Source organism: Spiroplasma syrphidicola EA-1 (assembly GCF_000400955.1).
Lineage (GTDB): Bacteria > Bacillota_I > Bacilli_A > Mycoplasmatales > Mycoplasmataceae > Spiroplasma > Spiroplasma syrphidicola.
Genome location: NC_021284.1, coordinates 227,660 through 254,380, shown reverse-complemented (window position 1 = coordinate 254,380; position 26,721 = coordinate 227,660). Strand labels below are relative to the sequence as shown.

The following is a 26,721-nucleotide window of genomic DNA, read 5'->3' as shown; positions in this document are numbered from 1 at the left end:
TCCTATCCTCTTGGTCTTTTTGGTGGTCTTGCCCCATTATGAGGAATTGGAGTTACATCTTTAATTGAAGTAATTTCTAACCCAATTGCTTGAATACTACGCACGGCAGCATCTCTTCCTGGTCCCGGACCTTTAACTTCAACTTGAACACTATTCATTCCGTGTTCTTGACTTGCTTTCCCAGCTGCTTCAGCAACCATTTGCGCTGCATATGGTGTTGATTTTTTACTTCCTTTAAATCCCATTGCGCCAGCTGATGATCAAGAAATTACATTTCCTGCTTCATCTGAAATTGTCACAATTGTATTATTGAAAGTTGAATGAATATGGGCGATTCCTTTCAGAATATTTTTTTTCGCTTTTTTCTTGCTAACTGTTTTTTTACCTGCCATAATTATTCTCCTCTCTACCTATTTTTTCTTATTAGCCACAGTTTTACGTGGTCCTTTAACTGTTCGAGCATTTTGTTTTGAAGATTGTCCACGAACTGGTAACCCTTTACGGTGACGCATTCCGCGATAACTTCCAATTTCCATTAAACGTTTAATGTTTAGAGCAACTTCTCGACGTAAGTCCCCTTCAGTTTTATATTTTGCAATTTCATTTCTGATTTTTGTTAATTCATCTTCTGATAAATCTTTAACGCGAACATCTTCTGAGATGCTAGCTCTTTTTAAAATTTCTTGTGATAATGGTTTCCCAATTCCATAGATATAAGTTAATGCAATAACTACTCGCTTATCATTTGGAATATCTACTCCGCCAATACGTGCCATTTAACTTCCTCCTCTATTAACCTTGTCTTTGCTTGTGTTTTGGTTGTTGACAAATTATCATAACACGACTTTTTCGTCTAATTACACGACATTTGTCACAAATTTTTTTTACAGATGATCGTACTTTCATCGTGCTGTCTCCTTTTACATTTTCTATTTATGTCTAAAAATAATTCGCCCACGTTCTAAATCGTAAGGTGACATTTCAACAGTTACCGCATCCCCTGGTAAAATGCGAATGTAATTCATCCGGATTTTACCAGAAACGTGGGCAAGAATAACTGCGCCATTTTCTAATTTCACCTTAAACATTGTATTTGGTAATACTTCTAAAATTGTCCCTTGGACTTCTAATAAATCACTTTTGGCCATTCAATATTACCTCCTTTTTATTTAAGTACCGCCACGATTTGATCTCAAACGGCATGTCCCGTCATATCAGCATCAATGACCGTTAAATTTTGTTGATGTAAATAATAATCCACTAATGGGGCTGTATCTTTATGATAAGCCGCTAAACGAACAGTAATTTTGTCAACGCTATCATCAGCGCGTTGAATTAAAGCGCTTCCATCAAGGTCACAAAGTCCTTCTTGTTTTGGTGGTAAAGCTGTTAAATGGTATGTTTTACCACATTTTGGACAAATGCGTCGCCCAGTAATACGGGCAATTAGCTTACTTTCATCAATTTCAAAATATAATGTATGGTTAATCTTACGTCCTAATTTTGCCAATAATTGGTCTAATTTTTGCGCTTGATTAATTGTGCGTGGAAAGCCATCTCAAATGATGCTTCCTTGCAAATTTTTTAAATGGTCTTCAACCATTGCAATCATAATATCATCAGGAACTAACTTCCCTTCTTCGGAATATTTTTTACATAATTGACCATATTCGGTATTATCGTGAATATTTTTGCGAATAATATCGCCCGTTGAAAGATGATGAAAGCCATATTCTTGAATTAAATGTTCTGATTGTGTACCTTTCCCACTCCCAGGCGCTCCTAATAAAATAATGTTTTTCATTACAATATTTTTCCTTTTCTATCACAAATATGAATCGTTTTTGTCATTAATAATACTTTCGGCTTTTTTATCAATAAAGGCTTGTTGAGTAATTCGTCCTTTAACTTGACGAACTGTTTCTAACGCAACTGAAACCATAATAATTAACCCGGTTCCTCCAATTGCTAAAGCACTTGGTAAGGATGTTAATTTACTAATAATGTATGGTAAGACGGCAATTCCCGCTAAGAAAATTGATCCTAAAATACTTAAACGATTAATTGTCCCTTTAATATATTTTTCTGTTTCTTTTCCTGGCCGTACTCCGGGAATAAACGTTCCCGCTTTTTGAAAGTTTTCGGCAATCTTTTCTGGATTCATTTGCACTTGTGAATACAAGAATGTAAATAAAATCGTTAAAACAGCATAAATAATAATTCCAGGTCACGTATTAAATGATAAATAGTTATTACTAAATCACACAAAACCATTTGTTGGATTATTAACACTAATGATTTGGGCAACAGTAATTGGCGCTGAAATTAATGCTGAGGCAAAAATAACAGGGATAACTCCAGCAGAGTTAATTTTTAATGGTAAGAACGGTTTGGTCTCTTCTTGACCCCCCGCGGATAATCCACTTCCCGTTTGTTGAATTGGTAGTTTTCGCTCCGATTCATTTAACATTACGACAAAGAGAATTACTAATAAGAACATGATGACATATCCTAAGAATTTTAGGATTCCATCAAACAATAAGTTAATATCTTCTTGCCCTGAAATTCAGAATTTGAAAGTTGTCATTAAATTTTCTGGTAATTTAGCAACAATTCCGGCAAAAATAATTAACGAAACCCCATTTCCAATTCCTTTAATCGTAATTTGATCTGCCATTCACAACATTAACATTGTTCCGGCAATCAAAGCACAAGGAATTAAAATGTAATAGAAGATTGGGCTTCCTGTTCCAAAATCACTTGATGTTCATTTTGGGGTAATTAAACCTTGGTTAGCCATTGTAAAGATAGTCGCAATCCCCTGCATAATTGCAAAGGGGATTGTTAATCATTTTGTTAAACGATCCAATTTTTTTCGACCTTTTTCCCCACTTTTTGCTCAACGCGATAGCGGTGGAATTACATCAGTCGATAATAATTGGACAATAATTGAGGCGGTAATATATGGTGATACCCCTAAGGCTAAAATTGAAAATTGACCTAGTGTTCCCCCACCTAACATTGAAATTAGCGCAAAGAATTGTTCTGATTCTGCATTACTATTAAAGTTATCAGAAACCTGAACCCCAGGGACAGTTAAGTAACTACCCAAACGAATAATTACTAAAACCATAATTGTAAATAAAATTCTTTTAATCAAATCTTTGTTTTTAACAAAGAAACTTGAAGATTTTGTCAAACTTATTTCCTTTTTCTGTTTTTTAGCCTTAGTTTTCACAACTATACTACCTCAACTTTCCCGCCAGCTTTTTCGATTGCATCTTTAGCACTAGCTGAAATTTTGTTAACTTTTACATTAACTGTCTTAGTAATTTTACCATTACCTAAGATTTTAATTAATGCTTTTTCATTTTTAATTACTTTTTTTTCAACTAAAGTTTTGTGATTTACATCAGTTAAATTAATTGTTTCTAAATCATTTAAGTTTAGAATTGTATAATCTTTTTTATTTAAGCTTGTAAACCCTACTTTAGGTAAACGACGGAAGATTGGTGTTTGTCCCCCTTCAAAGCCAGGACGAACTCCTCCCCCACTACGAGCATTTTGACCTTTATGCCCTTTCCCTGAAGTTTTTCCGATTCCTGATCCAGTCCCACGACCTAAGCGTTTTTTGCTATGACGTGAACCTTCTGTATATTGTAATTCATTTAATTTCATGATCAATTCCTCTTCTTATCCTTTTAATTCTTCAGGGGTTTTATTACGTAATTTACTAATTTGGTCAATTGTACGTAGTTCTCTTAATCCTTCAAGCGTTGCTCTAATCATATTAATTGGTGTATTTGATCCTAGTGATTTTGTATAAACATCTGCTAATCCTGCTAATTCAATAATTGCTCGTGCTGGTCCTCCAGCAATAACTCCAGTCCCTTTTTTGGCTGGTTTAATTAAAACTTTTGATGAACCAAAGTGGCCAATTACTTCATGAGGAACTGTTGTTCCAACAATTGGAACACGAACAAGTTGTTTTTTCGCTTCTTTAATTGCTTTTTTAATCGCATCAGGAACTTCATTTGCTTTTCCTGTTCCAAAGCCAACACGGCCTTTTTTATCACCAATTACAACAACAGCAGCGAAACGGAAGTGACGCCCCCCTTTTGTAACTTTTGTAACACGATTAATTGTAACAACTTTTTCTTCAAACGGATTTTCTTCTAAATTGTTACGACGACGATCATTGTTTTTATCTCAACGTTGATTGCCATCGCGACGAGGAGCAAATCCTGTTTGTCCGTTTTGGTTTTCTCTTGTTCCAACACTATTACCTTCTGCTTTAACTGGTGAATTTTCAACTGGTGTTGTTTGTTCTACAACATTTTCTTTTTTATCTGCCATTATCCTAACTCTCCTTCTTAAAACTTCAGTCCTGCTTGACGAGCAGCTTCTGCAAATGCTTTTACTTTTCCATGGTATAAATACCCTCCACGGTCAAATACAACGGTTGTGATTTTTTTAGCGATCGCTTGTTTTGCAATTTCTTGCCCAACTTTTTCAGCTGCGGCAATATTGCTTGTTGATTTTAAATCAGCCATTTTTAAAGTTGAGGCTGATACGATAGTTGCTTGCTTAACATCATCAATTAATTGGGCATAAAAATGTCCATTTGATTTGAATACATTCAGACGTGGAATAGAGGTTGTGCCGCTAATTTTTGCTCTAACACGGAAATGTCTTCTTTTACGATTTTTACTACGTGAATTTGTCATTTTTCTTCTACTCCTTTGCTGTTATTTACCAGCTGATTTTCCTTCTTTACGAATAATGTATTCATTTTTATATTTAATCCCTTTACCTTTGTAAGGTTCTGGTTTACGATAACTTCTGATGTTTGCAGCGACTTCGCCAACTAATTGTTTTGAAATTCCTTCGACAACAATTTGTGTTGGTTTTGGGATTGTAACAGTAATTCCTTGCGGAATTTTATATTCAATTGGATGTGAATATCCTAAGTTTAGGGTAATTTTATCCCCTTGTAAGGCTGCTTTATATCCAACCCCATTAATTTCTAATTCTTTTTTGAACCCTTTACTTACTCCTTCAAGCATTCCTTGAATTAGTGAGTTAATTGTTCCATGTAGTTGTTTTGTATGTTTAATTTCATTGCTTCTTTTTGTTGTGATTACACCATCAGTGTTTTCTACTTTAATTACACTTGGGATTGCTTGTTCTAATTGCCCTTTTGATCCTTTTACGATCACACTATTATTTTGAATTGTTACTTCTACTCCTGCTGGAATTTTTAATTCGCGATTACCAATACGTGACATTTTCTCTAATCCTGTATCTTTCTATCACACATAAGCAATTACTTCGCCACCTAAGTGAGCTTTTTTCGCTGCTTTGTCTGTCATAATTCCTTTACTTGTAGATATAATTGCAATTCCTAATCCATTCAAAACATGAGGGACATTTTCAACGGGTACGTAAACTCTTAAACCTGGTTTTGAAATTCTTTTTAATCCTGAAATAACTTTTGTTTTACCTTTATATTTTAGCGATAATGTTAACTCTTTTTTAGCATCCCCTTCAACTTTAAAGTCCTCAATGTATCCTTCTTCTTTTAAAATTTCCGCAATTCTTACTTTCATTTTACTTGAAGGCATTGCTACACTTTTGTGTAATCTTTGGTTCGCATTTCTAATTCTAGTTAACATATCTGCGATAGTATCAATCATCATAATTTTCAGTCTCTCTTTCTACCATGAAGCTTTCTTTACCCCAGGAATTTGGCCTTTGTATGCTAAATTTCTAAAGCAAATACGGCATAAGTTATATTTACGTAAAACGGCATGTGGTCGACCACATTGTCCACAACGAGTATATCCACGTGTTTTAAATTTTGGATGACGTTGTTGTTTAACTTTTAATGATTTTTTCGCCATGTCTCGATCCCCCTATTTTTTAAATGGCATTCCCATTTTTACTAATAATGCGTGTGCATCTTGATTGTTTTTGGCATTTGTAACAATTGTAATATCCATCCCACGAACTTTTTTTACTTTATCGTAATCAATTTCTGGGAAAATGATTTGTTCTTTAATTCCTAATGTGTAATTTCCTCGTCCATCATATCCTGATGAACTAACCCCACGGAAGTCTCTTACTCGTGGTAAAGCAATATTAATTAATTTATCTAAAAACTCATACATTTTTTTACCACGTAAAGTTACTTTCGCCCCAATTGGCATTCCTTCACGTAGTTTAAATGATGCGATTGATTTTTTTGCTTTAGTAATTACTGCTTTTTGACCAGTAATTAATCCTAATTCATTTGTAATATCTTCGATTACTTTTGCATTGCTTGTTGCATCTCCGGCTCCCATATTAACAACAATTTTTTTAACAACTGGTACTTCCATTACTGAACTATATCCTTGCTCTTTGAATAATTCTTTGGCAATTGTTTTTTTGTATTTTTCTTCTAAACGAATCATCTCTAATTATTCTCCTTTATTAAGCTAAGTGCGCTTTCGATTTACGAGCCACACGGATTTTTTTACCATTGTCATTAACTTGATAACCAATTTTTGTTGTTTCTTTTTTATTTTTTGGGTCGATTAATGCAACATTTGAAATATGAACTGAGGCTGGAACTTGTTGAATTCCCCCTTCAGTATTGTCTTGCGATGGTTTAACATGTTTTGTATTTGTAATTCCTTTGATAATCACACGATTTTTTTCACGTAAAACTTTCATAATTGGACCTTCAACACCTTTATGTTTTCCGCTTATAACTTTAACTAAGTCACCTTTTTTAAATTTAAATTTATTCATGCTTAGCCTCCTATAATACTTCTGGTGCTAATGAAGCGATTTTAACAAATCCAGCTTCTTTAACTTCCCGTGCAATTGGTCCGAAAATACGTGTTCCACGTGGTGATTTATCTTCTTTAATAATTACAACTGCATTTTCTGAGAATTGAATTTGAGTTCCATCATCTCTTTTCAATCCACGTTTTGTTCGCACAATAACCGCTTTAACAACTTGTCCTTTTTTAACCATTCCGCCAGGTACAGCTTTTTTAATAGTACATACTACAATATCCCCAATATTCGTAAACTTACGTCATGAACCCCCTAAGTTTTTAATTACTAAAACTTCTTTTGCCCCAGTATTATCCGCAACTCTTAAGCGCGACTCTTGTTGAATCATTTCTTCATTCCTCGCTTTGCTTAGCCAATTGCTTTTTCAATAACTTCAACTAAACGGAAGCGTTTAATTTTTGATAACGGGCGAGTTTCCATAATACTTACTTTGTCTCCAATGTGAGCTTGGTTTTGTTCATCATGAGCTAAATATTTTTTTGAATATTTAACACGTTTTCCATATAGGGGGTGATTTTTGTAGGTTTCAACTAAGACAGCAATTGTTTTATCACTTTTGTCAGATACAACGCGTCCATATAAAACTTTACGATTATTTCTTTCCATTATTTGTCTGTCCCTTTCTTATCTTTGTCTTTGTCGGTTGTTGGTTTTTTTGTTGTTGCAGCGATGATTTTATCGCGGTTTTCTTGTCAATTTGTTCCATATGTATACATTTCTGCATTTGGATCTTTATCTTTTGTTTTTAAATCGATTTTAACACCAGTTCCACGTCCCACCGCTGTTTTTGATCCTAATGAATTTTTTAATTCTGATAATTTTTCTTTTGCATTAGGTTGCGCTGGTGCAGCTACTTTTGGTGCTTTTGGTGCTGCTGCTGTTTTTGCTTTTAAAGCTGCTGCTTTAACTTCAGCTGTTTTTGGTTCAGCTTTAGCAACAGCCGGTTTAGCCGCCACCTTTGGTGCTTTTTCCACCGCTGGTTTTTCAACTACTGGTTTTTCAACTTTTGCTGTGGCCTTTGGTGCAACTTTAGGTGCTGCTTCAGCTTTTGGTGCTGCTTCAGCTTTTGGTGCTGGTTTTACTTCAGCTGTTTTTGGTTCAGCTTTAGCAACAGCCGGCTTAGCCGCCACCTTTGGTGCTGGTGATGATGTTTCTTCTTCGCTTGGTGATGTTAAATCTCCCATTGCGTCATCTAATGATAAATTCATTAAATCAAGTTCACCATTACCTTCACCACTTTGTTCAGCCATCATTTTTTCAATTTTGGCTCTACGTTCTTTGGCAAATTGTTGTGATTCTTTTTCAATTTTGGCATAAGTTTCATTTAGATCAACTTTAACGTTAATTGCAGTATTTTCTCCCGCAATACGACGAGCAGATAGAATAGTTAGAATACGAGCGATTTGTTTTTTTAATTTGCTAATTCGATCAGGTTTTTCTAGGTTTCCCATTGCTGATTGGAATTTTAACGCAAACAATTCTGCTCTTGATTCTTCTTCAAGTTTTTTTAACTCTTCAACAGATTTCTTGTTTAAATCCTTAATCATAATTATTCTTCTCCTTTTTTAACAATTTTACATCTCACTGGTAACTTATGCATTGCCAAACGTAAAGCTTCACGCGCAGTTTCTTCCGAAACACCTGCTACTTCAAACATAATTGTTCCGGTTTTAACTACTGCTACTCAGTCTTCTGGGGCCCCTTTTCCTGATCCCATCCGTACTTCTAATGGTTTTTTAGTTTTTGCCATGTGGGGGAAAATTCTAATTCAAACTTTTCCTCAACGTTTCATATAACGTGTCATAGCAATACGAGCTGCTTCAATTTGACGGTTTGTAATTCAAGCTCCATCAAGTGATTGTAACCCATATTCTCCAAAGTCAACTGTTGTATTTCCTTTGGCTTTTCCTTCATAACTAATTCGATGAGGGCGACGGTATTTAGTTCTTTTTGGTAATAACATTTTTATTTCGCCTCCTTAGAATTATTGTTTGGACGGAAATTTGATTCACGTCGTTCAAATTTTGGTTTATCAAATCTTGGTTTTTCAAATTTTGATTTTTCATCACTAGTACTTAATGATACTAGGTCTTTTCCTAAAATTTCCCCTTTACAGATTCAAACTTTAACTCCGATTTGACCATAAGTTGTTAATGCTTCAGCGAAACCATAATCAATATCACTACGTAATGTTGCTAATGGTACTGTTCCTTCAATATAACCTTCACGGCGAGCCATATCAACTCCCCCTAAACGGCCTGAAACTGAAGTTTTAATTCCTTTTGCTCCAGCTTTTAAAGCTTTTTTAATCGCAATTTTTTGAACTGTTCTAAAAGATGCTCGGTTAACAATTTGTGAAGCAATTGTATTTGCCACTAATTGTGCATCTAAATCAGGGTTTTTAACTTCGACAACATTAATTTTAACTTCAATTTTACGGTCTTTAATTGTTTTACGAACTAATTTAATTAATTCTGGGATGTTTTTCCCTTCTTGTCCTAAAACAACTCCAACACGAGCAGTTCTAATAAAGATAACAATCGTACTTTTAGTTTTCTCTATTTCAATTGTTGAAACAGCATCACCTAATACTTTAATTAAAGCTTTACGAATATTAATATCATCATGAACTCATTTAACATACATGTCTTCTGAATATCATCTTGAATCTCAATTTTTAATGACTCCAACTCTTAAACCAGTTGGACTTACTTTATGTCCCATTCTTGTTATCTCCTTTTCTTATTTCTGCCCGTCACTGACCGTAATTGTCACGTGACTTGTTCGTTTTAAAATTTCGTATGCTCTTCCGTGTGCTCGTGGACGGAATCTTTTTAATGTTGGTCCTTCGTTAACGAAGATTTCTTTAATAAATAATTTATCAGCGTCTAAACCGTTATTATTAACTGCATTTGCAACAGCTGATTTTACCAATTTTTGAACTGGTAATGATGATTTTTTATTGATATTGTTCAAGATAACTATTGCTTCTCCCACTTTTTTATTTCGGATTAAATCGGTAACCAATCTGACTTTACGAGGAGAAATTCTAATACTTCTTAAATGTGCTTTTACTTCCATTTACTCTTTTCTCGCTTTCTTCCTTATTTTTTCTTTTTCTTGTCGTCACCATGACCACCGAATTTACGTGTTGGAGAAAATTCTCCTAACTTATGTCCTACCATATCTTCTGTTACATAAACGGGAATATGTTCTTTTCCGTTATGCACCGCAAAGGTATGACCTATAAAATCTGGGAAAATTGTACTTCTTCTTGATCAAGTTTTTATTACTTCTTTTTTATTTGCTTTATTTAAGTCTTCAACTTTTTTAATTAAGTGTTGATCAGCAAATGGTCCTTTTTTAAGACTTCTTGACATTGCTTCTACCTCCTACTTTCTAAATAACCTTATCTTATATTGAACCGCTTCTGTGCTAATAATTTAACAATCGAGAGCGTTCCTAACATAATAATTATTTAGGACGTCTTCTAACAATTAACTTAGTTGAAGCTTTTTTCTTATTACGAGTTTTTACTCCTAATGCTTTTTTACCTCATGGTGTCATTGGGGCTTTACGTCCAATTGGAGCTTTTCCTTCTCCACCACCATGGGGGTGATCAATTGGGTTCATTACTGAACCACGAACAGTTGGACGAATTCCTCGTCAACGATTTCTTCCGGCTTTACCTCAATTAATTAAGGCATAGTCTTCATTTCCGACTTCACCAATTGTGGCACGACATTCTGCTAAGACTTTACGTACCTCTCCTGATGTTAAACGAACAGTAACATATTTACCATCGTCATCTTTTCCTAATAATTGGACTGATGAACCCGCTGAACGAGCTAACTGTCCACCCTTTCCAGGGCGTAATTCTAAGTTGTGAATCATTGTTCCTTCAGGAATGTTCATTAATTTCATGTTGTTTCCAACTTTAATATCAGCTTTTTCTCCACTGATAACTTCCATTCCAACTTTGATTCCTTTTGGAGCTAAAATATATCTTTTTTCTCCATCAATATAATTTACTAAACAAATAAAGGCGTTACGGTTTGGGTCATATTCGATTGTGGCAATTTTACCAACAATGTTGTCTTTATTTCGTTTAAAGTCAACGATACGATATTTAACTTTGTGGCCTCCACCTTTATGTCTTGTCGTAATAACCCCTTGGTTATTACGTCCAGCATGCTTTTTACGAGTTTCTGTTAATGATTTTTCGGGACGATCAGTTGTTAAAACTGAGTAGTCCATTGTTGTCATATTACGACGACTCGCAGTTACTGGCTTAAAACTCTTAATTGGCATTGTTATTTATCCTCCCTAATAAGCCAATAAACAGTCCCAGATAGTTGTGTCCTGGAATTATTTATTTTCTCCTAATAAATCTAATTGTTCTCCTGGTTTTAAAGTGATAATTGCTCTTTTTGTATATTTTGTTTCACCAACAAATTTTCCCATTTTCTTTTCTTTTGGGTCATAGTTGATAATATTTACTTTCGCAACTTTTACTTCAAAAATTGTTTCAAAGGCTTTTTTGATTTGCACTTTGTTCGCAGTAATTGCTACTTCAAAAGTGTAAACACCATTTGCCATATTACGGTATGTTTTCTCTGATAAAATTGGTTTTTTAATCACATTTGTAATATGCATTATGCCAACACCTCCTCAATTGCTTTTACAGCTGCTTCTGTTACAAGTAATTTATTTGCATTTAATAAATCATAAATGTTAATTCCACTTGAACTAATTATATTTACTTTTTCAATGTTACGTGATGATTTAACGTTTACTTCGTCCCCATCAATTGTCACGATTAACACTTTTTCATTATTTACTTTTAAGTTATTTAGAACTTCAACCATACTTTTTGTTGATGGTGTTTCAATTCCAAATTGGTCAATTACCACTAAATCTTTGCTTTGCGCTTTTAAGCTTAAAGCTGATTTTAATGCTAATTTTCTTACTTTTTTGTTAACATGTTTTAAATAATTTTTTTCGGGTGTTGGTCCAAAGACAATTCCCCCACCTTTTCATTGTGGTGCACGAATTGATCCTTGACGGGCACGTCCTGTCCCTTTTTGTCTTCAAGGTTTTCTTCCTCCACCTGACACTTCAGTTCTTGTTTTAGTTTTGTGTGTTCCTTGACGCATTGATGATTGTTGAGCAATAACTGCATCAAACATTGCTTGCTTATGTGGTTCAATTGCTCAAATTGTATCGTTTAAAACGATTTCTTTTACGCTAGTTCCCTTAGCATCAAATACTTGTTGTTTCATCTGTTCTCTTCCTTCCACACATTACTCAGCCACAGCGGCTACTTCTGGAGTAGCTGGTGCTTCAACTGGTGTTACGACTTCTTCTTTTACTAAAACCTCTTTTGTGTCATTTTTGATTGGTGTTCTTTCAATTAAAGTTGCTGCTTGATTTGGTACTAATCCTTTAATACTTTCTTTAACAACTACTAATTGTTTTTTTGGTCCAGGAATTGATCCTTTCACTAAAATGGCATTTTTTGCTGTATCAATTGCAATAATTTCTAAATTTTGAATTGTTACTTTTTCAGCTCCCATATGCCCAGGCATTTTTTTCGATTTAAAGATTCGGTTTGGGGCAATTGGACCCATTGATCCAACTCCACGGTGGTACCCTGATCCATGACCCATTGGTCCACGTGAATAATTATGGCGTTTAATTGACCCGGCAAATCCTTTCCCTTTTGAAGTTCCTGTTACATCAACGAATTCCCCAGCGGTAAAGATATCAGCTTTAATAGTATCACCGATTTTATATCCAGTCATATCTCTGATTTCTTTTACGAAGCGCTTAGGTGTTGTGTTTGCTTTTTTAAACTGTCCTTGGTCTGGTTTTGAAACCAAGTTAACTTTTTTATCTTCAACAGCTAGTTGTAATGCTTCATATCCATGTTTTTCTGTTGTTAAAACTTGTAAAACACTGTTTGGTTGCACTTCAACTACTGTAACTGGTATTAGTTTTCCTTCAGTTGTGAAAACTTGTGTCATACCAATTTTACGTCCTAAGATTCCTTTCATTTTTTATCCTCCCTGAAAATACGTCATGTACATTTTGTTGGAAATATTCGTGTCCGAATATTTATCTATTTCATTTCAATTTCAACACTGCTTGGTAGTTGGACCCTTTTTAAAGTATCAATTACTTTTGGTCCATCTGGATTGATAATATCAATTATTCTTTTATGTGTTCTCTTTTCAAATTGTTCGCGTGAATCTTTGTATTTGTGAGTCGCACGTAAAATAGTAATAATTTCACGATCAGTTGGTAAAGGAATCGGTCCTTTTACTTCAACTCCAGCGGCTTTCGCAGCTTCAATAATTTTTTGAATTGATTGGTCAACAACACGGTGGTCATAACCTTTCAATTTAATGCGCATTTTAGTTTGAGCCATAATTTTCCCTCCTAATTTATTTGGTTTTTTTGCGTAAACATTGACAACGCCTATCAGTGTATCAATGATAGGCCACAAAATATGTTTGCACAAAATATACATGCTATTTAATTTTAGTGAATGTTAATAATAATTGCAAGCATTTTTAATAAAATATTTATTATTTTTTCAACAAGCGATATAATATTTTTAACTAGAAAAACGAATAAAATCAATTTTTGAGGGGGATAAAATGGCAAAGCAAAGTACAAACCAAAAAACAACTAAAAAAGCAAAGCCAGATAACTATGCCGAAAATCTAACAGAAAAATATCTCAATTTTCGGCAAGAAATGGTGAAAATGCAGTTAGAAAATTTAGCAAAACGAACCTCACGAAGCCATGAAGTTAATAAAAAAACCCGGAAAAAAGTTGTTCGCGAAGCCAAAAAAACAATTGATGAAAGTAACCCGATGTATAAAATTTTGCTTAATGCCCAGAAAAAAAATGAAGAACTACGCAAAAAATCATACAAAAATAAAGACCCCGAATATCTTGATATTAATAATCTTAGTGTTGCTGATCGCGTTAAAATTTTAAAATTAGCTAAAAAGAAAAATAACCGAATTTACCGGCAACTATTATTAGAAAAAAGTACCAGCGGATTAAGCGAGTTGGCACGCCAACGAAAACGCGAATTAATGGCCAAATCACAAGGAAATAAACCAAAAAAACAAAAAAATAAAGGGTAGTAACTCTTTATTTTTATTTATGATATTTTTCATTATTAATAATTGTAAACGCCCGATAAACTTGTTCTAGTAAAATCAAACGACATAATTGATGTGGCAAAGTAATTGCCCCAAAGCTAATAATTTTATTAACCTTACTACGAATTTCTTCGCTAAAACCATGACTAGGACCAATTATAAAAAGTAATTTTCCCTGGCGATAAGTTTGAATCTCGCTAATCATTGCACTTAATTGTTCACTAGCAATTTGTTGACCATTAATATCTAATAAAACTTTATAGTAGTCGGGATAACTTTTCGCCAATTTCTCAATCATTAATTTCGTTTGATTTTGCTTTAAAACATTAATTGGTTGGTTTACTAATTCTTTTATTTCAATCACATCTATTTTGCTATACATTTTAATGCGTTCAAGATAAAGTTGACATCCCGTTTGTAAAAATGGTTTATCTAAATTACCAATAACTAACAATTTAATATCCATTTTTATTTAAATGCTTTAATTGATGTTGGATCAATTTCTCAACTAAATTCTGGGAAACTATATTCTTTTGTAACTAGTGGTAATGTTCCTTGGTCTTTAATTGTTTTTTCGGTTTCATCATCAACAATCCCTTTATCATCACCTTTTAAGACATATCCTAACGCTACTTCTGTTCCAAGTTGTAAACCTGGAATAGTAACATTAAACTTATGGTAATCATCATCTTGACGAGTTGCTAAATCATAGAAACTATAACCAATAAAGAATCATTGATGGGCATATTCTTTAGCATTATTTGGATTTTTATAAACAATGTAGTTAGCTACCCCAGTTAAATTATGGGCAACAGCACTAAAAGTATAAATTTTATCCTTGTTTGTAAATTCAAAGGTTACTTTAACATCTTTCATTTGAATAAAAGCATAACGTGTTGATTGATATTTTGTTGATTTATCAACCTGGTCTTTTCCCTTGTTATAATCAGCACTATCATTTAATCAATCAATTGCCTTAGCAACTGGTGCTAAAACTCTTAATGAATTAGGTGTTTGAACAAATTTATCCCCTTCTTTTGGTGGTTTAACTCATTCTTTTTCCCCTGATCTCGTAAAGTTAGGAGTTGTTTGTGTAACACTTTTATCATCATTAACAATATTTGGATTATCATTTGCCACAATTCCAATTTGAGTAAAATATGAATCATCAGTTGTTGAATAATTATTAAAGAAATTTGTTCATAATTCTTTTTGCTCATCAGTTCCTGCGTTAGCAATTAAATCATCTTTACGTTGTGATAAACTACTATTTAATTGTTCTTCGGTCCAATGGGCTCCTTTTTGACTTGTTCAATTATCTTTTGATAAATTGATTCCATACATTAATGGTAATACTAATTGTAATAGCCCTGATGGTAAGAATGACCCATTATTTAACATTGTTTCATAGGCTTTATCATCAGCATCTTTTCCTGACCCAAAGGCGTTTTGAATTCCCCGTTTTTCATCGGGAGATGGATTATGAGTAAATTCATTTGTCCCATTATAAATAAACATTGGGACTGTTTTCCCATTGTCGGCTCCACAAGCCACAACTGATGTAATTGATGTTGTTCCGATTGTAAACGATGTTAATACTGATAATAACTTACGCATTGCTTTCCTCCTTGTTAATAATTATGTTTTTAATATTAACTAAATAATTTCTTCACTATTATATAATACTAACTTAAAATCCTGGTTTTTGCAAACCAAAATCGGCAAATGAACCATGTTTTTTTACGAACAATAACTCAACATTTCCTGTTGGTCCGTTCCGGTGTTTTGATAAGATTAATTGTGCTTTTTCTGTTTCCATCGCGTTATTATCATTACTATCTCCTAAATGATAGTATTCTTCACGATATAAAAACATAATAATATCAGCATCTTGTTCAATTGCTCCTGAATCACGTAAATCTGACATAATTGGTCGTTTATCTTCCCGTTTTTCAACTGACCGTGATAACTGTGACAAACAGATAATTGGCACTTCTAATTCCCGTGCTAAGGCCTTTAATTGGCGTGAAATTGTTGACACTTCTTGCTGACGTGATTCGCCATAACTACCTCCAACACTTAATAACTGTAGATAATCAATTACTACTAATGATACTTCATTATCTCGACATAGTTTCCGTAATTTTGATTGTAATTCAATCACTTTTAAGCCCGGTGTGTCATCGATAAATAATTTTGTGTGCTTTAAAAAGTCTCCTGCTTTGGTAATTTTTTCTCAATCATTTGCTGTTAATCCTTTTCCTGTTCGCACTTTTGATGAATCAACTGTTGAATAACTTCCTATCATCCGTTGAATTAATTGCTCAGAAGGCATTTCGACTGAAAAAATGGCGACAGCTTTATTTGATTTTTCGGCACATTTAACTGCAAAGTTTAGGGCTAACGCTGTTTTCCCCATTGAAGGACGAGCTGCTAAAATAATAAAATCCCCTTTTTGAAAACCTGATGTCATATAATCTAAATCGCGAAAACCACTTGGGCTTCCTGTTAACAGTTCCCCTGAACTTTCTAACTTTTCTAACTTAGCTAAAACATTATCAACTTCGTCAAATGAACTTTTAAATAAATTGCCTTTTCGCTCTTTTTTTACATCTAAAATCGCTTTTTCAGCACTACTTACAACTTCATCAATTGGTTGATTTAAATTCATTTCGCGATTAATATTATCAACAACTTCTTTTAATCGTCGTGATGTTGTATTTTTAATAATAATATCTAAATATTCTGTTAAATTAGCATCAGTTGTATAGGCTTGAAATAAATCGGTTAGAAATTCAATTCCCCCAATTTTTGTTAAAACATTATTCTTTAACATATAATTACTTAATGTTGTAATATTAATTGCCACTTTCGAAATAAATAATTCTTGTAATGCTTTAAAAATTGATTTGTAATTCATTACCGTAAAGTCTTCTTCTGATAATAATGAAAATATTTCTTCCGCTGCCATTGGCGAATGAGCGGCAATTGCTAAAATGTTTTGCTCAGCCTCACTAATAGCCTTAATCCTTTCCATTCCTTTATTGTTTTCCACCATACTAACTCTCCTTTTTTTCAATCATTACTTTTAATGTTGCTGTTATTTGATGATTTAACTTAATTGTTAAATAATGTAACCCAACATCAACTAAATTATTTTTGTCAACAAAGTCTTTTTTATTTACTTTCAATTTAAACTCTTTTTCTAAACGATCAACAATCTGAACCAATGAAATAGACCCAAAAACCTTATCATTATGCATTTTTAACTTGAAATTCAGGGTTAATTTTTCTAATTCAAGTTTTAATAACCCTAATTTTGCTTTTTCTTCCTCAATTACTTTTTGGTTTTCACGTAAGTTTTCATTTAATTTATAAACATTCGCATTAGTTGTTGGAATTGCTAAATTTTGTTTTAGTAAAAAGTTTTTGGCATAGCCATCTGATACTTCTATAATATCATTAGCTTTCCCTTTTCCTTTAACATCTTTAATTAAAATAACTTTCATTTTTATCACCTACCAAAAATTATATAATAAATATTATTAAAAAGAACTAAATTATTTTCGATAATTTAGTTCTTTGTCCTTATTGAATTTCTAATAAATATAAACATAAAATTGCTTTTTTAAAAATTTTATCCATGCTGCGTTCATAATCAAGATCTTCTTGGAAAGTTAATGAATTACGATGTTTTGAGTGTTCAAGAAAACTAAAAATATCATATTCTAATTTTGGATTAAAATCTTTAATTTCTTGGCGTTTTTCTTCTAACAAAGTGGCAAAATTAGCTAGAATTTTATTTTTTGCGACTAAATCACCGTTTTTACTAAAATACTGATTGAAGATAACTTCTTTATCTAACTCATTTGCTAGGGGCGTATCATTTTGATTAGCAACTTTTTTTTGGTAACTTAAATAATATAGAATATTACCCTCCTCTGATTTTTGGGTAATTGTAATTTTAAATAACCCAAATAATTCTTCTAATTTAGCAAGATATCGTTCTAATTCATCCTTTTCTTCTTTTGATAAGTCTAGCGCTGGTAAGGCTAAAATATATTTAGTAATATTATAAGAAAATTCACAAAACTTAAATACATCAGAGTTTTCTTGTAATAAGCTATTGATTAAACTAATTACTTCTCGGATAATATCGCGTTCCCTTTTACTTTTTAAATGATACTCTAAATTTAAATTAAAGTTTTTTAAAAACTTATGTTTTGCTTTTGCTTTGCCGATCCCAATTTCTTTTAGCATTTTATTTTTTGCTAAATTAATGTTAAAAAATTCCATTGTCTGTTCAACATCTAATCCAAAAAAAATCATTGATCCCTGATTAGCTAACATTGCAATTTTTTTTTTTTTTAAAAATCCTTTTCACAAATCTAAAATTTCCCCAAAATTAGTTAAAAAAAATGCATATTTCTTATTATTTGATTTATCAAAAATTGACATTGTAATCCCCTTATATTTTTCTTTTTTTCTTTTTATAATTATATCAAAAAAAACCCAAAATAAAAAGGGTTCTAACCCTAAAGCAAAATTATCTTTATAAAATAAAAAAGCTATTAATTAAAAAATTAATAGCCTTGTGTATTGCCTTTAAACTAAATGGTGGACCCGAACGGGATCGAACCGTCGACCCCCTGCGTGCAAGGCAGGTGCTCTCCCAGCTGAGCTACGGGCCCATAAAATAAAAATGGTCGGGCTAAATGGACTTGAACCATCGACCTCACCCTTATCAGGGGTGCGCTCTAACCAGCTGAGCTATAGCCCGAAAACCTAGATAATTATAACATTAAATTAAATAAAAAAACAATAAAAAAGTAAAATTATTTTCAAAAATATTGTTGAAAATAATTTTACGTTATTCAACAAAACTATCTAAATCTTCCAAATTATCATACTGATCATATTTGCCCAGTTTTGCCATTTTCTTCGCATTTTTTTGCTCAACTTTATTTTGGATTTTAGCGGCCTTTTTCTCTTGTTTTGCTAATTTTTTCAACTGACGTTTTGAAAGTTCACCAGATTCTGAACTTACCGGTTCATTATCAATGAAATCAAACATATCACCACTATCACCAATAATATTTTCAAAATTATTATCTTGGTTAGCAGTTTCTTGATATTGACTATTTTCCTGTCCAAAATTATTGATGTTAGTATCTTCAGCTTGACCTTCAGGCTGTGAATATTCATTATCCTGTGTTTGATTATTTCCATCATTATAATCTGTCCCATTATTATCTGTTTGGCTATAATTTGCTTCATTATTATAATTATAATTTTGATCATAATTTTGATCTTGGCCAAGATAAACTGGGTCAGCCATAAATTCTTGTTCATAATATGGTGGTTGATTTAGATTATAATCATTTTGATTAGCATTATTATTAACATTATTATCAAAATTGCCTTGTCCCTGGCGATTATTTTGATTATTACCATTATTAACATTATTACCCGCTTGGTGTTGATGATCAAAACCATGTTGACATCCACAACCAGGCATAGGCATTGGTGGTACCATCATTCCTGGGGCTGGGTAAGAATTATAAAAAGGATATGGCGCTGGTGGATATGGTGATGGTGCTGCTGGTTGCTGGATGAAAAAAACTTGTGGTGAAGATTGTGGTGGATACATTGGCATCATTGGTTGTCCAGGCATATAACCAGGATATGGGGCTTGATATCCCATTCCATGTTGTGGAGTTGTTAATGCACTAATAAAAACTTCCGCATCACGGCGGCTACGAAATAATGCTACATCCCCATTTGTATCATGTGATTTTACCAAATAGCCCTCATCATTTGGTAAAATGTAAAACCCGTTATTCATTTTTTTTCGCTCCCCTTTAACGCTTTTATATATAATGACCTATACTTTTTTGCATTTTAATTATATCATAAAAAACGCAATTTTAACTGCCTTGTCCCAAAAATTCTTTTTGTTTGGGAGGAAATGGTAATTGCTGAATCTAATTAATAAATAATTTTAGCTAAACATAAACCATATGGCTTAGCACTAAAAATTGTTGTTTTCCCAACTGGGGGATTAGCTAACTGTTCTTGCAAAGTTGCAATCGTAATGCGACCATGATAACACTCCAAAATATTCTGAACAATCATTCGAATTTGATAACGAATAAATCCTTTCCCTTTAAAATGGATTTTTATTTTTTTATTCTTATCCCGGACAACATCAATTGCATTGATTGTTCGGATCGTCTTAATTGTTTCATCCCTTTTTACGCCACTAAAAAAAGCAAAATCATGTTCGCCAACAAAAATTTGGGCAATTGTATGAAGACGCTTTTCATCATATTGTTGCTTAGTTTGTAATTCATAACGATGATTCAATAGATCATAATCTTGATCATTAATTGTATAAATATATTCTTTTTCTTTTGTATCACGAACATTAAAATTTTCATCAACAACAGTATAATTTTTAATATTAATATTCAACGGTAAACTATAGCTGACAGTTTTAATAAAAAAAGCTAAGTCTTTTGGTTGAAACGGAATTTTAACTAACACTTTTTGATCACAAGCATGAACACCAGCATCAGTTTTACTTGCTCCGAGGGTTCAAAGGTTAATTTGGCAAACATTAAAAAAGGCTTTTTCTAATTCTCCTTGAATTGTTAAAGCATTTTTTTGTTTAATTCAACCTTTATAATCAAAGCCATCATATTCTAAAGTTAACAGTAAATTTAACATTATTATCAACCTACAATAAAATCATCAAGATGAGGAATTCTAAATGGTAAGAACCCTGTTTTAAAATAGCCATAGACTAATTCTGTGCCATTTCAATGTCATCCCTCATAAAAACTTGTAAATTGCCCCATTGTTACTGATTGGGCAATAATAACTCCAGCAATTCCAACCCCAAATAAGAAGATAATAACGTCAACAAAGTGGAACTTATAAGCACGATAACGTGTTCGTTTCGCATGAGGGTCATATCCCCGTGCATCCATTGCATATGATAAATCTTCTGATTTTTGAAAGGCTGATACTAATAATGGAATAATTAAAGACGTTGTTGATTTAATCTTATCTTTAAAATGACCATGTTTAAAATCAACTCCCCGTGAAGCTTGTGCTTTCATAATTCGACTTGCTTCTTCAATTAAAGTTGGAATCATTCGTAACGCAATTGAAATAATTGTTGATAAAATATGAACTGGAAATTTAACTAATTTTAACGGACTCATTAAATCTTCTAACGCTAATGTTAAATCTAATGGCTGAGTTGTTGCAGTTAAAATTGTTGTAATTGTAATCATTAAATAAATCCGAATTGCCATGTATAAGGCACTATAAATTGCCTTTTCCGAAAAAGCAAATCATGTTTGACCACCAGGGGCAACTGGGCCAATTGCTTCTGGGCTTCCCCCTCAGTGTCAACCTAAATAACCACTCTTAACCAAAAAACAGTTAATAATTAATAGGAAAATAAACATAAACATAATTGGTTTTAATAATGAAAATAGCATTCTAAATGGGAGTTTTGATAAAATATAAACTAACCCCAGGGCAATCCCAATAATTGCATAACCCGTAAAACCTGTTGGGAAAAATATTGCAACCATCAATGATAGTAACATAAATAATTTCAACCTTGGATCCATGCGGTGAATAACTGAATCATAGGCGATATAACGACCAAACGATAGTCTCATATTTTTACCCCTTTCTTTGCTTTTTAATGTTGATAATTTTATCAACTAATTCATTAATGTTACGGATATTTTCTTCCCGTAAATCTAAACCATTTTCCGCTAATTGATAAATTAAATTATAAATTTTTGGTGGTTCAATTTGTAATTCATGTAATAACGTTTTATCTTTAAAGATTTCAAATGGTGTTCCAATTTTAATAATTTTTCCGTCTTTTAAAGCGATAACTTCATCAGCAATATCTAAGACATGATCCATATTATGTGTAACAAGAATAATCCGTTTTTTCTCATTCTTATTAATATTGTTAAATAATTTAATAAAATCTTCTTCCCCTTCAGGGTCTAAACCAGCTGTTGGTTCATCTAAAATCAAAGTGTTTCCCTCGATTGCTAAAATCCCAGCAATCGCAACTCGGCGTTTTTGACCCCCCGATAAATCAAATGGGGAACGTTGTAAATAGTTTTCTGGTAAGCCAACCATTTCAAGATATTTCTTTGCATTAGCCCGCGCCATTTCTTTTTCTTCCCCTAAATGAACTGGACCAAACATAATATCTTTTTCAATTGTTTCTTCAAACAACTGATACTCAGGAAACTGGAAAACTAAACCAATTGATTTCCGTAATTTTTTGATATCTTTAATCTTTTTTTGCTTAGCTTTAATTACAAAACCATTGGCATGGACTTCCCCACGCGTTGGAGTTAGTAACCCATTAATGTGTTGAACTAACGTTGATTTTCCACTCCCAGTTGAACCAATTACGGCCGTAATTTTTTCTGGTTTAATTTCCAAGTTAATATCAGTTAACGATTGGTGTTCATATGGTGATTTTGGCGCGTAAACATATGAAACATCTTTAAAAATAATTTGATCACTTTCAGGCATTGAAACTGCCTTTGTTTTTTTTGCTATTTTTGACATATGTCTTTCACCAACTCTCCCATGTCTAAAGTATTATTAACATTAAGGCCTTTTTCTCTTAAACCATTAATTACTCTTGAAATAAAAGGCACATCCAAGTGAATTCCTTTAAGGAAATCCGCATCATATAAAATTTCTTCTGGACGACCACATTTGACCATTTTACCTTTATTCATCACAATTACTTTATCCGCATTAATAATTTCATCCATATCATGGGTAATTGAAATAATAGTTTTTTGACGAGTATTTTTTAAATCAACCATAATTTGTTTAACTTCTTGACGACCTTTTGGGTCTAACATACTAGTTGCTTCATCAAATATAATAATATCTGGTTGTAAGGCCAAGGTTGAAGCAATTGCCACACGCTGTTTTTGCCCCCCTGATAACATTAATGGTTCATGGTCTAAGTAATCCAACATCCCAACTTTTTTTGCCGCATCATCAATAATTGCTTGCATATCTTTTTGGGCAATACAACGGTTTTCCAAACCAAAGGCAATATCGTCACGAACAGTTGAACCAATAAATTGATTATCGGGATTTTGAAAAACAATTCCTAAAAAACGGCGAATTTCTGTTAAAGTTGTTGCATGCATTTCATTACCAAATACTTCAATCTTCCCTTTATGTGGTCGTAAAACCCCAATAATGATTTTACTGATTGTTGATTTACCACTTCCATTATGGCCAATAATGGTAACATATTCACCATGATTAATTTCAAAACTAACACCATCAACGGCATTTGGATGAGTTTCACGATATCTAAACTCAATATCTGTTACTTTTAAAGAAATATTATTTTTTTTCTCTAAATGATTATCGTTTTTTTTGTGTTTCTTTTTCATTGTTTGCCTCATCCCTATTAACGTTTATACTTCTTATTTATATAATTAATAATTTAATTATATCGTAATATAAAAAATAGTAACTACTTTTTTCCTTTGTCCGTTTCTTTTTTAATTATATATAAAAAGGATATATAAACAATCAAAAAAATTAATTTCTTTAAATTTATTAAAAAAGTTACTTACCGTAACTTTTTTAATTTTGCTTAATAATCATTATCATCTAAATCAATGTTTTGAATATAGACATCACGGGGTTTAGCCCCATTTTGTGGTCCAATTACACCATTTTCTTCTAAAGTATCCATTAAGCGACTAGCGCGATTATAACCAATCGAGAATTTCCGTTGGATTAATGATGTTGAAGCTTTTTGATTTAAAATAACAAAGTTTTTAATTTCTTGATAAAGGGGATCTAATTCACTAGTTAAATCACCATTATTACCCCCATTATGATTATTTTCAATATTTAAGAAATCTTCATCATAACTAGTTTCTTGTTGTGATTGGCAATATTCAACTAAGCGTTCAATTTCATCATCAGAAATATAAGCTCCTTGGGCACGGGTTGGAATATTTTGTCCAGCTGGAGCATATAACATATCACCATACCCAATTAATTTTTCGGCCCCACTTTGATCTAAAATTGTTCGTGAATCAATTGATGATGCAACAGCAAAAGCAATACGAGATGGAATATTTGTTTTAATAACTCCTGTAATAACATCTGTTGAAGGTCGCTGTGTTGCAATAATCATATGAATTCCAGCTGCTCGTGCTAATTGGGTAATACGCATAATCGAATCTTCAATTTCTTTCCCCGCTGTCATCATTAAATCAGCTAATTCATCAATAATAATAACAATATAAGGTAATTTTTCTTCCGGCGCTACTTTCAAGTTAAAAGCTTCAATGTTTCGTACCCCACGCGCTGATAATAAACTATAACGACGTTCCATTTCAGCAATAACTTTTTTCAAAGCTGGATTAGCTAATTTAGTGTCAGAAATAACTGGGGCTAGTAAATGCGGTAAATTATTATATACTGCTAATTCAACTTGTTTTGGGTCAATTAATAATAACTTCACCTCTGATGGTTTTGTTCGTAGTAATAGCGAAGACAGAATTGTGTTAATACATACTGATTTCCCACTCCCCGTTGAACCAGCCACTAATAAATGCGGCATTTTATCTAATTCAACAAAGATAATATCACCATTAACACTACGACCAATTGCCACCAATAATTTTTTATCTTGTTTTTCTAATGGAATTCGTTCCATGATTTCCCGTAAAGTAACTTTATTACTAATTTGGTTAGCAATTTCAATTCCAACCGCTGATTTCCCTTGAATTGGTGCTTCAATTCGAATCGCTTGGGTTGCTAAGGCATATTTTAAATCATTTTCTAGACTCATAATTTTATTAACTTTAACCCCTGGTTGCATTTGAATTTCAAACTTCGTAATTGTTGGGCCAATATTAACCCCTTGGACACTAGCGGCAATATTAAATTGTTGGAATACTTCATTAATTTTTAACGCCTTATTATGGGCTGCCATTTTATTTTGTTCATTATTATTAGCATTATCTTGCTTTTCATTTAATAAGGTTAAATTTGGTAATTTATAATTGGGATTATTAAAGACTGGGGGGCGACTAGTTACGACTGGTTCACGTTTATCAATCACAACGTTCCGACGTGGTTGCTCAAAAATCTCAACTTTTGGCTGTGGTTTTGGGGGAGCTGTTCAAAAATCATTTCCTGGTCTTTCAACCTCAGCAGTTGACTGGATTGGTCCATTATTAATAAATGTTTCTGGTTCTCGCGGTTGATTAAAGTCTTTTACCTCCCCACTTTCATCATAAAGTGATGTTTGTTCAACAGCTGGTGATGGCATTTGTTGACCCTCGCGTTTAATTTTTCCAAACGGAGTAATATCTGCTTGCGAATTTAGTTTATTACGCGCTTCATTTAAGTCGACATTCTGACCAAAAGCTGACGAATAAACTGGTAAATCATTAATATTACGATTATCATCAAAACCAGAATTTAACCCACTACGACGATTACGCGGTTGAATATATTGTTCAGGTTGAGGAACAACTGGTTTTTTAGTCCCTCCTGTGCGGGGATATGAAAAATCTTGGGGCGAAGTAAAATTGTTATCCCGACGTTGTTGGGGTGGTTGATTATTATAGTCATCAAATTTAACATAATTCTGTTTTGTTTTTTTCTTCCCAACAAAATCATCAGCAATTAAATCTTCAATTAACTGTTGGTCATGTAAAGCCGTATATGAAGGCATTTGAATTGTAATATCCGATGATTCTGTTGTATGCATTACTTGTTGAGGGGTAAAAAATTCATCATCTGGAACATTTAACGATTGATAAATTGAGTTATTCCCTGGTTTTTTAATTTTTTTTGCCTTGTTTGATCATAACTTTGTAACACGAATCCCTTTATTAGCTCGGCGTTTTTTTGGTAAAAATAGCCCTCAGAAACTCCCTGTAAAAACTCAACTAAATCAACCAAGATATAAAATTACACACAAAACTACTGATCCAAAGATTGTTAGATAAGAAAAAACTCCAGCTAAAAAGTTTCCAATAATTCCCCCACCGGCTCCTAAGGTAATTCATTGACCATTAAAACCAACAAAAGTAATTGATTTTAAAGCTTCTGGTGAAAAAATTGAAGCATTTTGTCAATTTTTAATATAGGCTTTAATAATCTTTAAAAATGATTGTTGATCAAAAAATGGCATTTGGTTTTGCGAAAATTGGTAAATTAATAAAATTGCACTAACAAGTCAACAAGTTAAAATAATAAAACAAATTGTCATTCAACGAACTCTGCGTTTAATTTTAATTTTAACGCCCAAAAAAATTGTTAAACCAACAATTAAGCAACAAAAATACAATAAATATTTAAACCACCCAAAAAGGAAGGTGAAAATAACATCATCAATAAATTGACCAATTAATGTAATCCGTCCAACTGAAATAATTGTAAAAAAAACTACTAATAACGCTCCAATAACTCAACCAATCGCATCATTACGGCGCGGTTTTTTTTCCACTTTAATAATTGCAGTCGTTTGATTTTGATCATTGAGAGGGTGATCAGTATAAGTTCTTTTCTTCATTTAATAGCCCTCCTAATTAAAATTTTAGCTCTGTAGTTTAAATGACCATACTAAAAAAATAAACTACTTTAC

General features: G+C 32.7%; 38 protein-coding genes and 2 tRNA genes. 1 reads left to right on the top strand and 39 read right to left on the bottom strand.

Going from position 1 to position 26,721, the window contains the following annotated elements:
- Positions 1-2: 2 nt before the first annotated feature.
- The 26 genes from rpsK to rpsJ form a co-directional block, all read right to left on the bottom strand.
- On the bottom strand, positions 3-392 hold the full coding sequence (gene rpsK / locus SSYRP_RS01200; protein ID WP_016340486.1) for a 30S ribosomal protein S11: 390 nt from the start codon (positions 390-392) through the stop codon (positions 3-5).
- An 18-nt stretch (positions 393-410) separates the two neighbouring features.
- On the bottom strand, positions 411-776 hold the full coding sequence (gene rpsM / locus SSYRP_RS01195) for a 30S ribosomal protein S13 (protein WP_016340485.1): 366 nt from the start codon (positions 774-776) through the stop codon (positions 411-413).
- A gap of 16 nt (positions 777-792) precedes the next feature.
- The gene (gene rpmJ / locus SSYRP_RS01190) at positions 793-906 is read right to left on the bottom strand and encodes a 50S ribosomal protein L36 (protein WP_016338628.1); all 114 of its coding nucleotides are present in this window, start codon (positions 904-906) and stop codon (positions 793-795) included.
- Positions 907-929: 23 nt separating this feature from the next.
- Positions 930-1,148: a translation initiation factor IF-1 gene (gene infA, locus SSYRP_RS01185; protein ID WP_016338627.1), complete on the bottom strand. Its 219-nt coding sequence runs from the start codon at positions 1,146-1,148 to the stop codon at positions 930-932.
- A 17-nt stretch (positions 1,149-1,165) separates the two neighbouring features.
- Positions 1,166-1,804 (bottom strand): adenylate kinase, encoded by a 639-nt coding sequence (locus SSYRP_RS01180; RefSeq protein WP_016340484.1) that lies wholly within the window; start codon positions 1,802-1,804, stop codon positions 1,166-1,168.
- A gap of 18 nt (positions 1,805-1,822) precedes the next feature.
- A complete protein-coding gene (secY, locus tag SSYRP_RS01175) occupies positions 1,823-3,244 on the bottom strand; it encodes a preprotein translocase subunit SecY (protein WP_408020055.1) in 1,422 nt (473 codons plus the stop codon).
- Positions 3,241-3,678 carry a 50S ribosomal protein L15 gene (rplO, locus tag SSYRP_RS01170; protein ID WP_016340482.1) on the bottom strand — a complete coding sequence of 146 codons (438 nt, stop codon included), beginning with the start codon at positions 3,676-3,678 and terminating at the stop codon, positions 3,241-3,243. The genes secY and rplO overlap by 4 nt, the downstream gene beginning before the upstream one ends.
- Before the next feature lie 15 nt (positions 3,679-3,693).
- Positions 3,694-4,179 carry a 30S ribosomal protein S5 gene (gene rpsE, locus SSYRP_RS01165; protein WP_041611925.1) on the bottom strand — a complete coding sequence of 162 codons (486 nt, stop codon included), beginning with the start codon at positions 4,177-4,179 and terminating at the stop codon, positions 3,694-3,696.
- Positions 4,180-4,373: 194 nt separating this feature from the next.
- Complete coding sequence (gene rplR, locus SSYRP_RS01160; RefSeq protein WP_016340480.1) at positions 4,374-4,727, bottom strand: 50S ribosomal protein L18; 354 nt, start codon at positions 4,725-4,727, stop codon at positions 4,374-4,376.
- 21 nt (positions 4,728-4,748) lie between these two features.
- Positions 4,749-5,288 (bottom strand): 50S ribosomal protein L6, encoded by a 540-nt coding sequence (rplF, locus tag SSYRP_RS01155; protein ID WP_016340479.1) that lies wholly within the window; start codon positions 5,286-5,288, stop codon positions 4,749-4,751.
- 21 nt (positions 5,289-5,309) lie between these two features.
- Positions 5,310-5,699 carry a 30S ribosomal protein S8 gene (rpsH, locus tag SSYRP_RS01150; RefSeq protein ID WP_016340478.1) on the bottom strand — a complete coding sequence of 130 codons (390 nt, stop codon included), beginning with the start codon at positions 5,697-5,699 and terminating at the stop codon, positions 5,310-5,312.
- Positions 5,700-5,717: 18 nt separating this feature from the next.
- Positions 5,718-5,903, bottom strand: a complete 186-nt coding sequence (locus tag SSYRP_RS01145) for a type Z 30S ribosomal protein S14 (RefSeq protein ID WP_016338619.1) — start codon at positions 5,901-5,903, stop codon at positions 5,718-5,720.
- 12 nt (positions 5,904-5,915) lie between these two features.
- Complete coding sequence (rplE, locus tag SSYRP_RS01140) at positions 5,916-6,455, bottom strand: 50S ribosomal protein L5 (protein WP_016340477.1); 540 nt, start codon at positions 6,453-6,455, stop codon at positions 5,916-5,918.
- Positions 6,456-6,474: 19 nt separating this feature from the next.
- Entirely contained in the window at positions 6,475-6,795 is a 321-nt protein-coding gene (gene rplX, locus SSYRP_RS01135; RefSeq protein ID WP_016340476.1) for a 50S ribosomal protein L24, read from the bottom strand.
- A gap of 10 nt (positions 6,796-6,805) precedes the next feature.
- Complete coding sequence (gene rplN / locus SSYRP_RS01130) at positions 6,806-7,174, bottom strand: 50S ribosomal protein L14 (protein WP_016338616.1); 369 nt, start codon at positions 7,172-7,174, stop codon at positions 6,806-6,808.
- A 20-nt stretch (positions 7,175-7,194) separates the two neighbouring features.
- Complete coding sequence (gene rpsQ / locus SSYRP_RS01125; RefSeq protein WP_041611857.1) at positions 7,195-7,455, bottom strand: 30S ribosomal protein S17; 261 nt, start codon at positions 7,453-7,455, stop codon at positions 7,195-7,197.
- Positions 7,452-8,393 carry a 50S ribosomal protein L29 gene (rpmC, locus tag SSYRP_RS01120; protein WP_016340475.1) on the bottom strand — a complete coding sequence of 314 codons (942 nt, stop codon included), beginning with the start codon at positions 8,391-8,393 and terminating at the stop codon, positions 7,452-7,454. The genes rpsQ and rpmC overlap by 4 nt, the downstream gene beginning before the upstream one ends.
- A 2-nt stretch (positions 8,394-8,395) precedes the next feature.
- On the bottom strand, positions 8,396-8,809 hold the full coding sequence (rplP, locus tag SSYRP_RS01115) for a 50S ribosomal protein L16 (protein ID WP_016340474.1): 414 nt from the start codon (positions 8,807-8,809) through the stop codon (positions 8,396-8,398).
- A gap of 2 nt (positions 8,810-8,811) precedes the next feature.
- Entirely contained in the window at positions 8,812-9,570 is a 759-nt protein-coding gene (gene rpsC, locus SSYRP_RS01110; RefSeq protein ID WP_016340473.1) for a 30S ribosomal protein S3, read from the bottom strand.
- An 18-nt stretch (positions 9,571-9,588) separates the two neighbouring features.
- Positions 9,589-9,927, bottom strand: a complete 339-nt coding sequence (gene rplV, locus SSYRP_RS01105; RefSeq protein WP_016340472.1) for a 50S ribosomal protein L22 — start codon at positions 9,925-9,927, stop codon at positions 9,589-9,591.
- Positions 9,928-9,950: 23 nt separating this feature from the next.
- A complete protein-coding gene (gene rpsS, locus SSYRP_RS01100; RefSeq protein ID WP_016338610.1) occupies positions 9,951-10,226 on the bottom strand; it encodes a 30S ribosomal protein S19 in 276 nt (91 codons plus the stop codon).
- Positions 10,227-10,320: 94 nt separating this feature from the next.
- The gene (rplB, locus tag SSYRP_RS01095) at positions 10,321-11,157 is read right to left on the bottom strand and encodes a 50S ribosomal protein L2 (RefSeq protein WP_016338609.1); all 837 of its coding nucleotides are present in this window, start codon (positions 11,155-11,157) and stop codon (positions 10,321-10,323) included.
- 57 nt (positions 11,158-11,214) lie between these two features.
- Entirely contained in the window at positions 11,215-11,502 is a 288-nt protein-coding gene (gene rplW / locus SSYRP_RS01090; protein WP_016340471.1) for a 50S ribosomal protein L23, read from the bottom strand.
- Positions 11,502-12,128: a 50S ribosomal protein L4 gene (gene rplD, locus SSYRP_RS01085; protein WP_016340470.1), complete on the bottom strand. Its 627-nt coding sequence runs from the start codon at positions 12,126-12,128 to the stop codon at positions 11,502-11,504. Before rplD ends, rplW begins: the two co-directional genes overlap by 1 nt.
- 21 nt (positions 12,129-12,149) lie before the next feature.
- The gene (gene rplC, locus SSYRP_RS01080) at positions 12,150-12,902 is read right to left on the bottom strand and encodes a 50S ribosomal protein L3 (protein WP_016340469.1); all 753 of its coding nucleotides are present in this window, start codon (positions 12,900-12,902) and stop codon (positions 12,150-12,152) included.
- Between the two features lie 65 nt (positions 12,903-12,967).
- The gene (gene rpsJ / locus SSYRP_RS01075) at positions 12,968-13,276 is read right to left on the bottom strand and encodes a 30S ribosomal protein S10 (RefSeq protein ID WP_016338605.1); all 309 of its coding nucleotides are present in this window, start codon (positions 13,274-13,276) and stop codon (positions 12,968-12,970) included.
- Positions 13,277-13,508: 232 nt separating this feature from the next.
- Between rpsJ and SSYRP_RS01070 the strand changes: the two genes are divergently transcribed.
- The gene (locus tag SSYRP_RS01070) at positions 13,509-14,006 is read left to right on the top strand and encodes a hypothetical protein (RefSeq protein WP_016340468.1); all 498 of its coding nucleotides are present in this window, start codon (positions 13,509-13,511) and stop codon (positions 14,004-14,006) included.
- Between the two features lie 13 nt (positions 14,007-14,019).
- Here the strand turns inward: SSYRP_RS01070 and SSYRP_RS01065 are convergent, their stop codons facing one another.
- The 13 genes from SSYRP_RS01065 to SSYRP_RS01005 all read right to left on the bottom strand — a co-directional run bounded on the left by SSYRP_RS01065 (position 14,020) and on the right by SSYRP_RS01005 (position 26,649).
- Entirely contained in the window at positions 14,020-14,490 is a 471-nt protein-coding gene (locus SSYRP_RS01065; protein WP_016340467.1) for a 23S rRNA (pseudouridine(1915)-N(3))-methyltransferase RlmH, read from the bottom strand.
- A gap of 2 nt (positions 14,491-14,492) precedes the next feature.
- A complete protein-coding gene (locus tag SSYRP_RS01060; RefSeq protein WP_016340466.1) occupies positions 14,493-15,641 on the bottom strand; it encodes a hypothetical protein in 1,149 nt (382 codons plus the stop codon).
- Between the two features lie 73 nt (positions 15,642-15,714).
- Positions 15,715-17,082, bottom strand: a complete 1,368-nt coding sequence (gene dnaB, locus SSYRP_RS01055; protein WP_016340465.1) for a replicative DNA helicase — start codon at positions 17,080-17,082, stop codon at positions 15,715-15,717.
- Between the two features lies 1 nt (position 17,083).
- On the bottom strand, positions 17,084-17,533 hold the full coding sequence (gene rplI, locus SSYRP_RS01050) for a 50S ribosomal protein L9 (protein WP_016340464.1): 450 nt from the start codon (positions 17,531-17,533) through the stop codon (positions 17,084-17,086).
- Positions 17,534-17,612: 79 nt separating this feature from the next.
- The gene (locus SSYRP_RS01045) at positions 17,613-18,482 is read right to left on the bottom strand and encodes a hypothetical protein (protein ID WP_016340463.1); all 870 of its coding nucleotides are present in this window, start codon (positions 18,480-18,482) and stop codon (positions 17,613-17,615) included.
- 157 nt (positions 18,483-18,639) lie between these two features.
- A tRNA-Ala gene (locus tag SSYRP_RS01040) sits at positions 18,640-18,715 on the bottom strand.
- A 12-nt stretch (positions 18,716-18,727) separates the two neighbouring features.
- Positions 18,728-18,804: transfer RNA gene (locus SSYRP_RS01035), tRNA-Ile, on the bottom strand.
- Positions 18,805-18,894: 90 nt separating this feature from the next.
- A complete protein-coding gene (locus tag SSYRP_RS01030; protein WP_016340462.1) occupies positions 18,895-19,869 on the bottom strand; it encodes a hypothetical protein in 975 nt (324 codons plus the stop codon).
- A 143-nt stretch (positions 19,870-20,012) separates the two neighbouring features.
- Complete coding sequence (locus tag SSYRP_RS01025; RefSeq protein ID WP_016340461.1) at positions 20,013-20,753, bottom strand: tRNA pseudouridine synthase A; 741 nt, start codon at positions 20,751-20,753, stop codon at positions 20,013-20,015.
- Between the two features lie 2 nt (positions 20,754-20,755).
- On the bottom strand, positions 20,756-21,721 hold the full coding sequence (locus tag SSYRP_RS01020; RefSeq protein WP_016340460.1) for an energy-coupling factor transporter transmembrane component T family protein: 966 nt from the start codon (positions 21,719-21,721) through the stop codon (positions 20,756-20,758).
- Between the two features lie 4 nt (positions 21,722-21,725).
- The gene (locus SSYRP_RS01015; protein WP_016340459.1) at positions 21,726-22,643 is read right to left on the bottom strand and encodes an energy-coupling factor transporter ATPase; all 918 of its coding nucleotides are present in this window, start codon (positions 22,641-22,643) and stop codon (positions 21,726-21,728) included.
- The gene (locus tag SSYRP_RS01010; protein WP_016340458.1) at positions 22,631-23,497 is read right to left on the bottom strand and encodes an energy-coupling factor transporter ATPase; all 867 of its coding nucleotides are present in this window, start codon (positions 23,495-23,497) and stop codon (positions 22,631-22,633) included. Before SSYRP_RS01010 ends, SSYRP_RS01015 begins: the two co-directional genes overlap by 13 nt.
- Positions 23,498-23,703: 206 nt before the next feature.
- A complete protein-coding gene (locus SSYRP_RS01005; RefSeq protein ID WP_016340457.1) occupies positions 23,704-26,649 on the bottom strand; it encodes a DNA translocase FtsK in 2,946 nt (981 codons plus the stop codon).
- Positions 26,650-26,721: the final 72 nt, after the last annotated feature.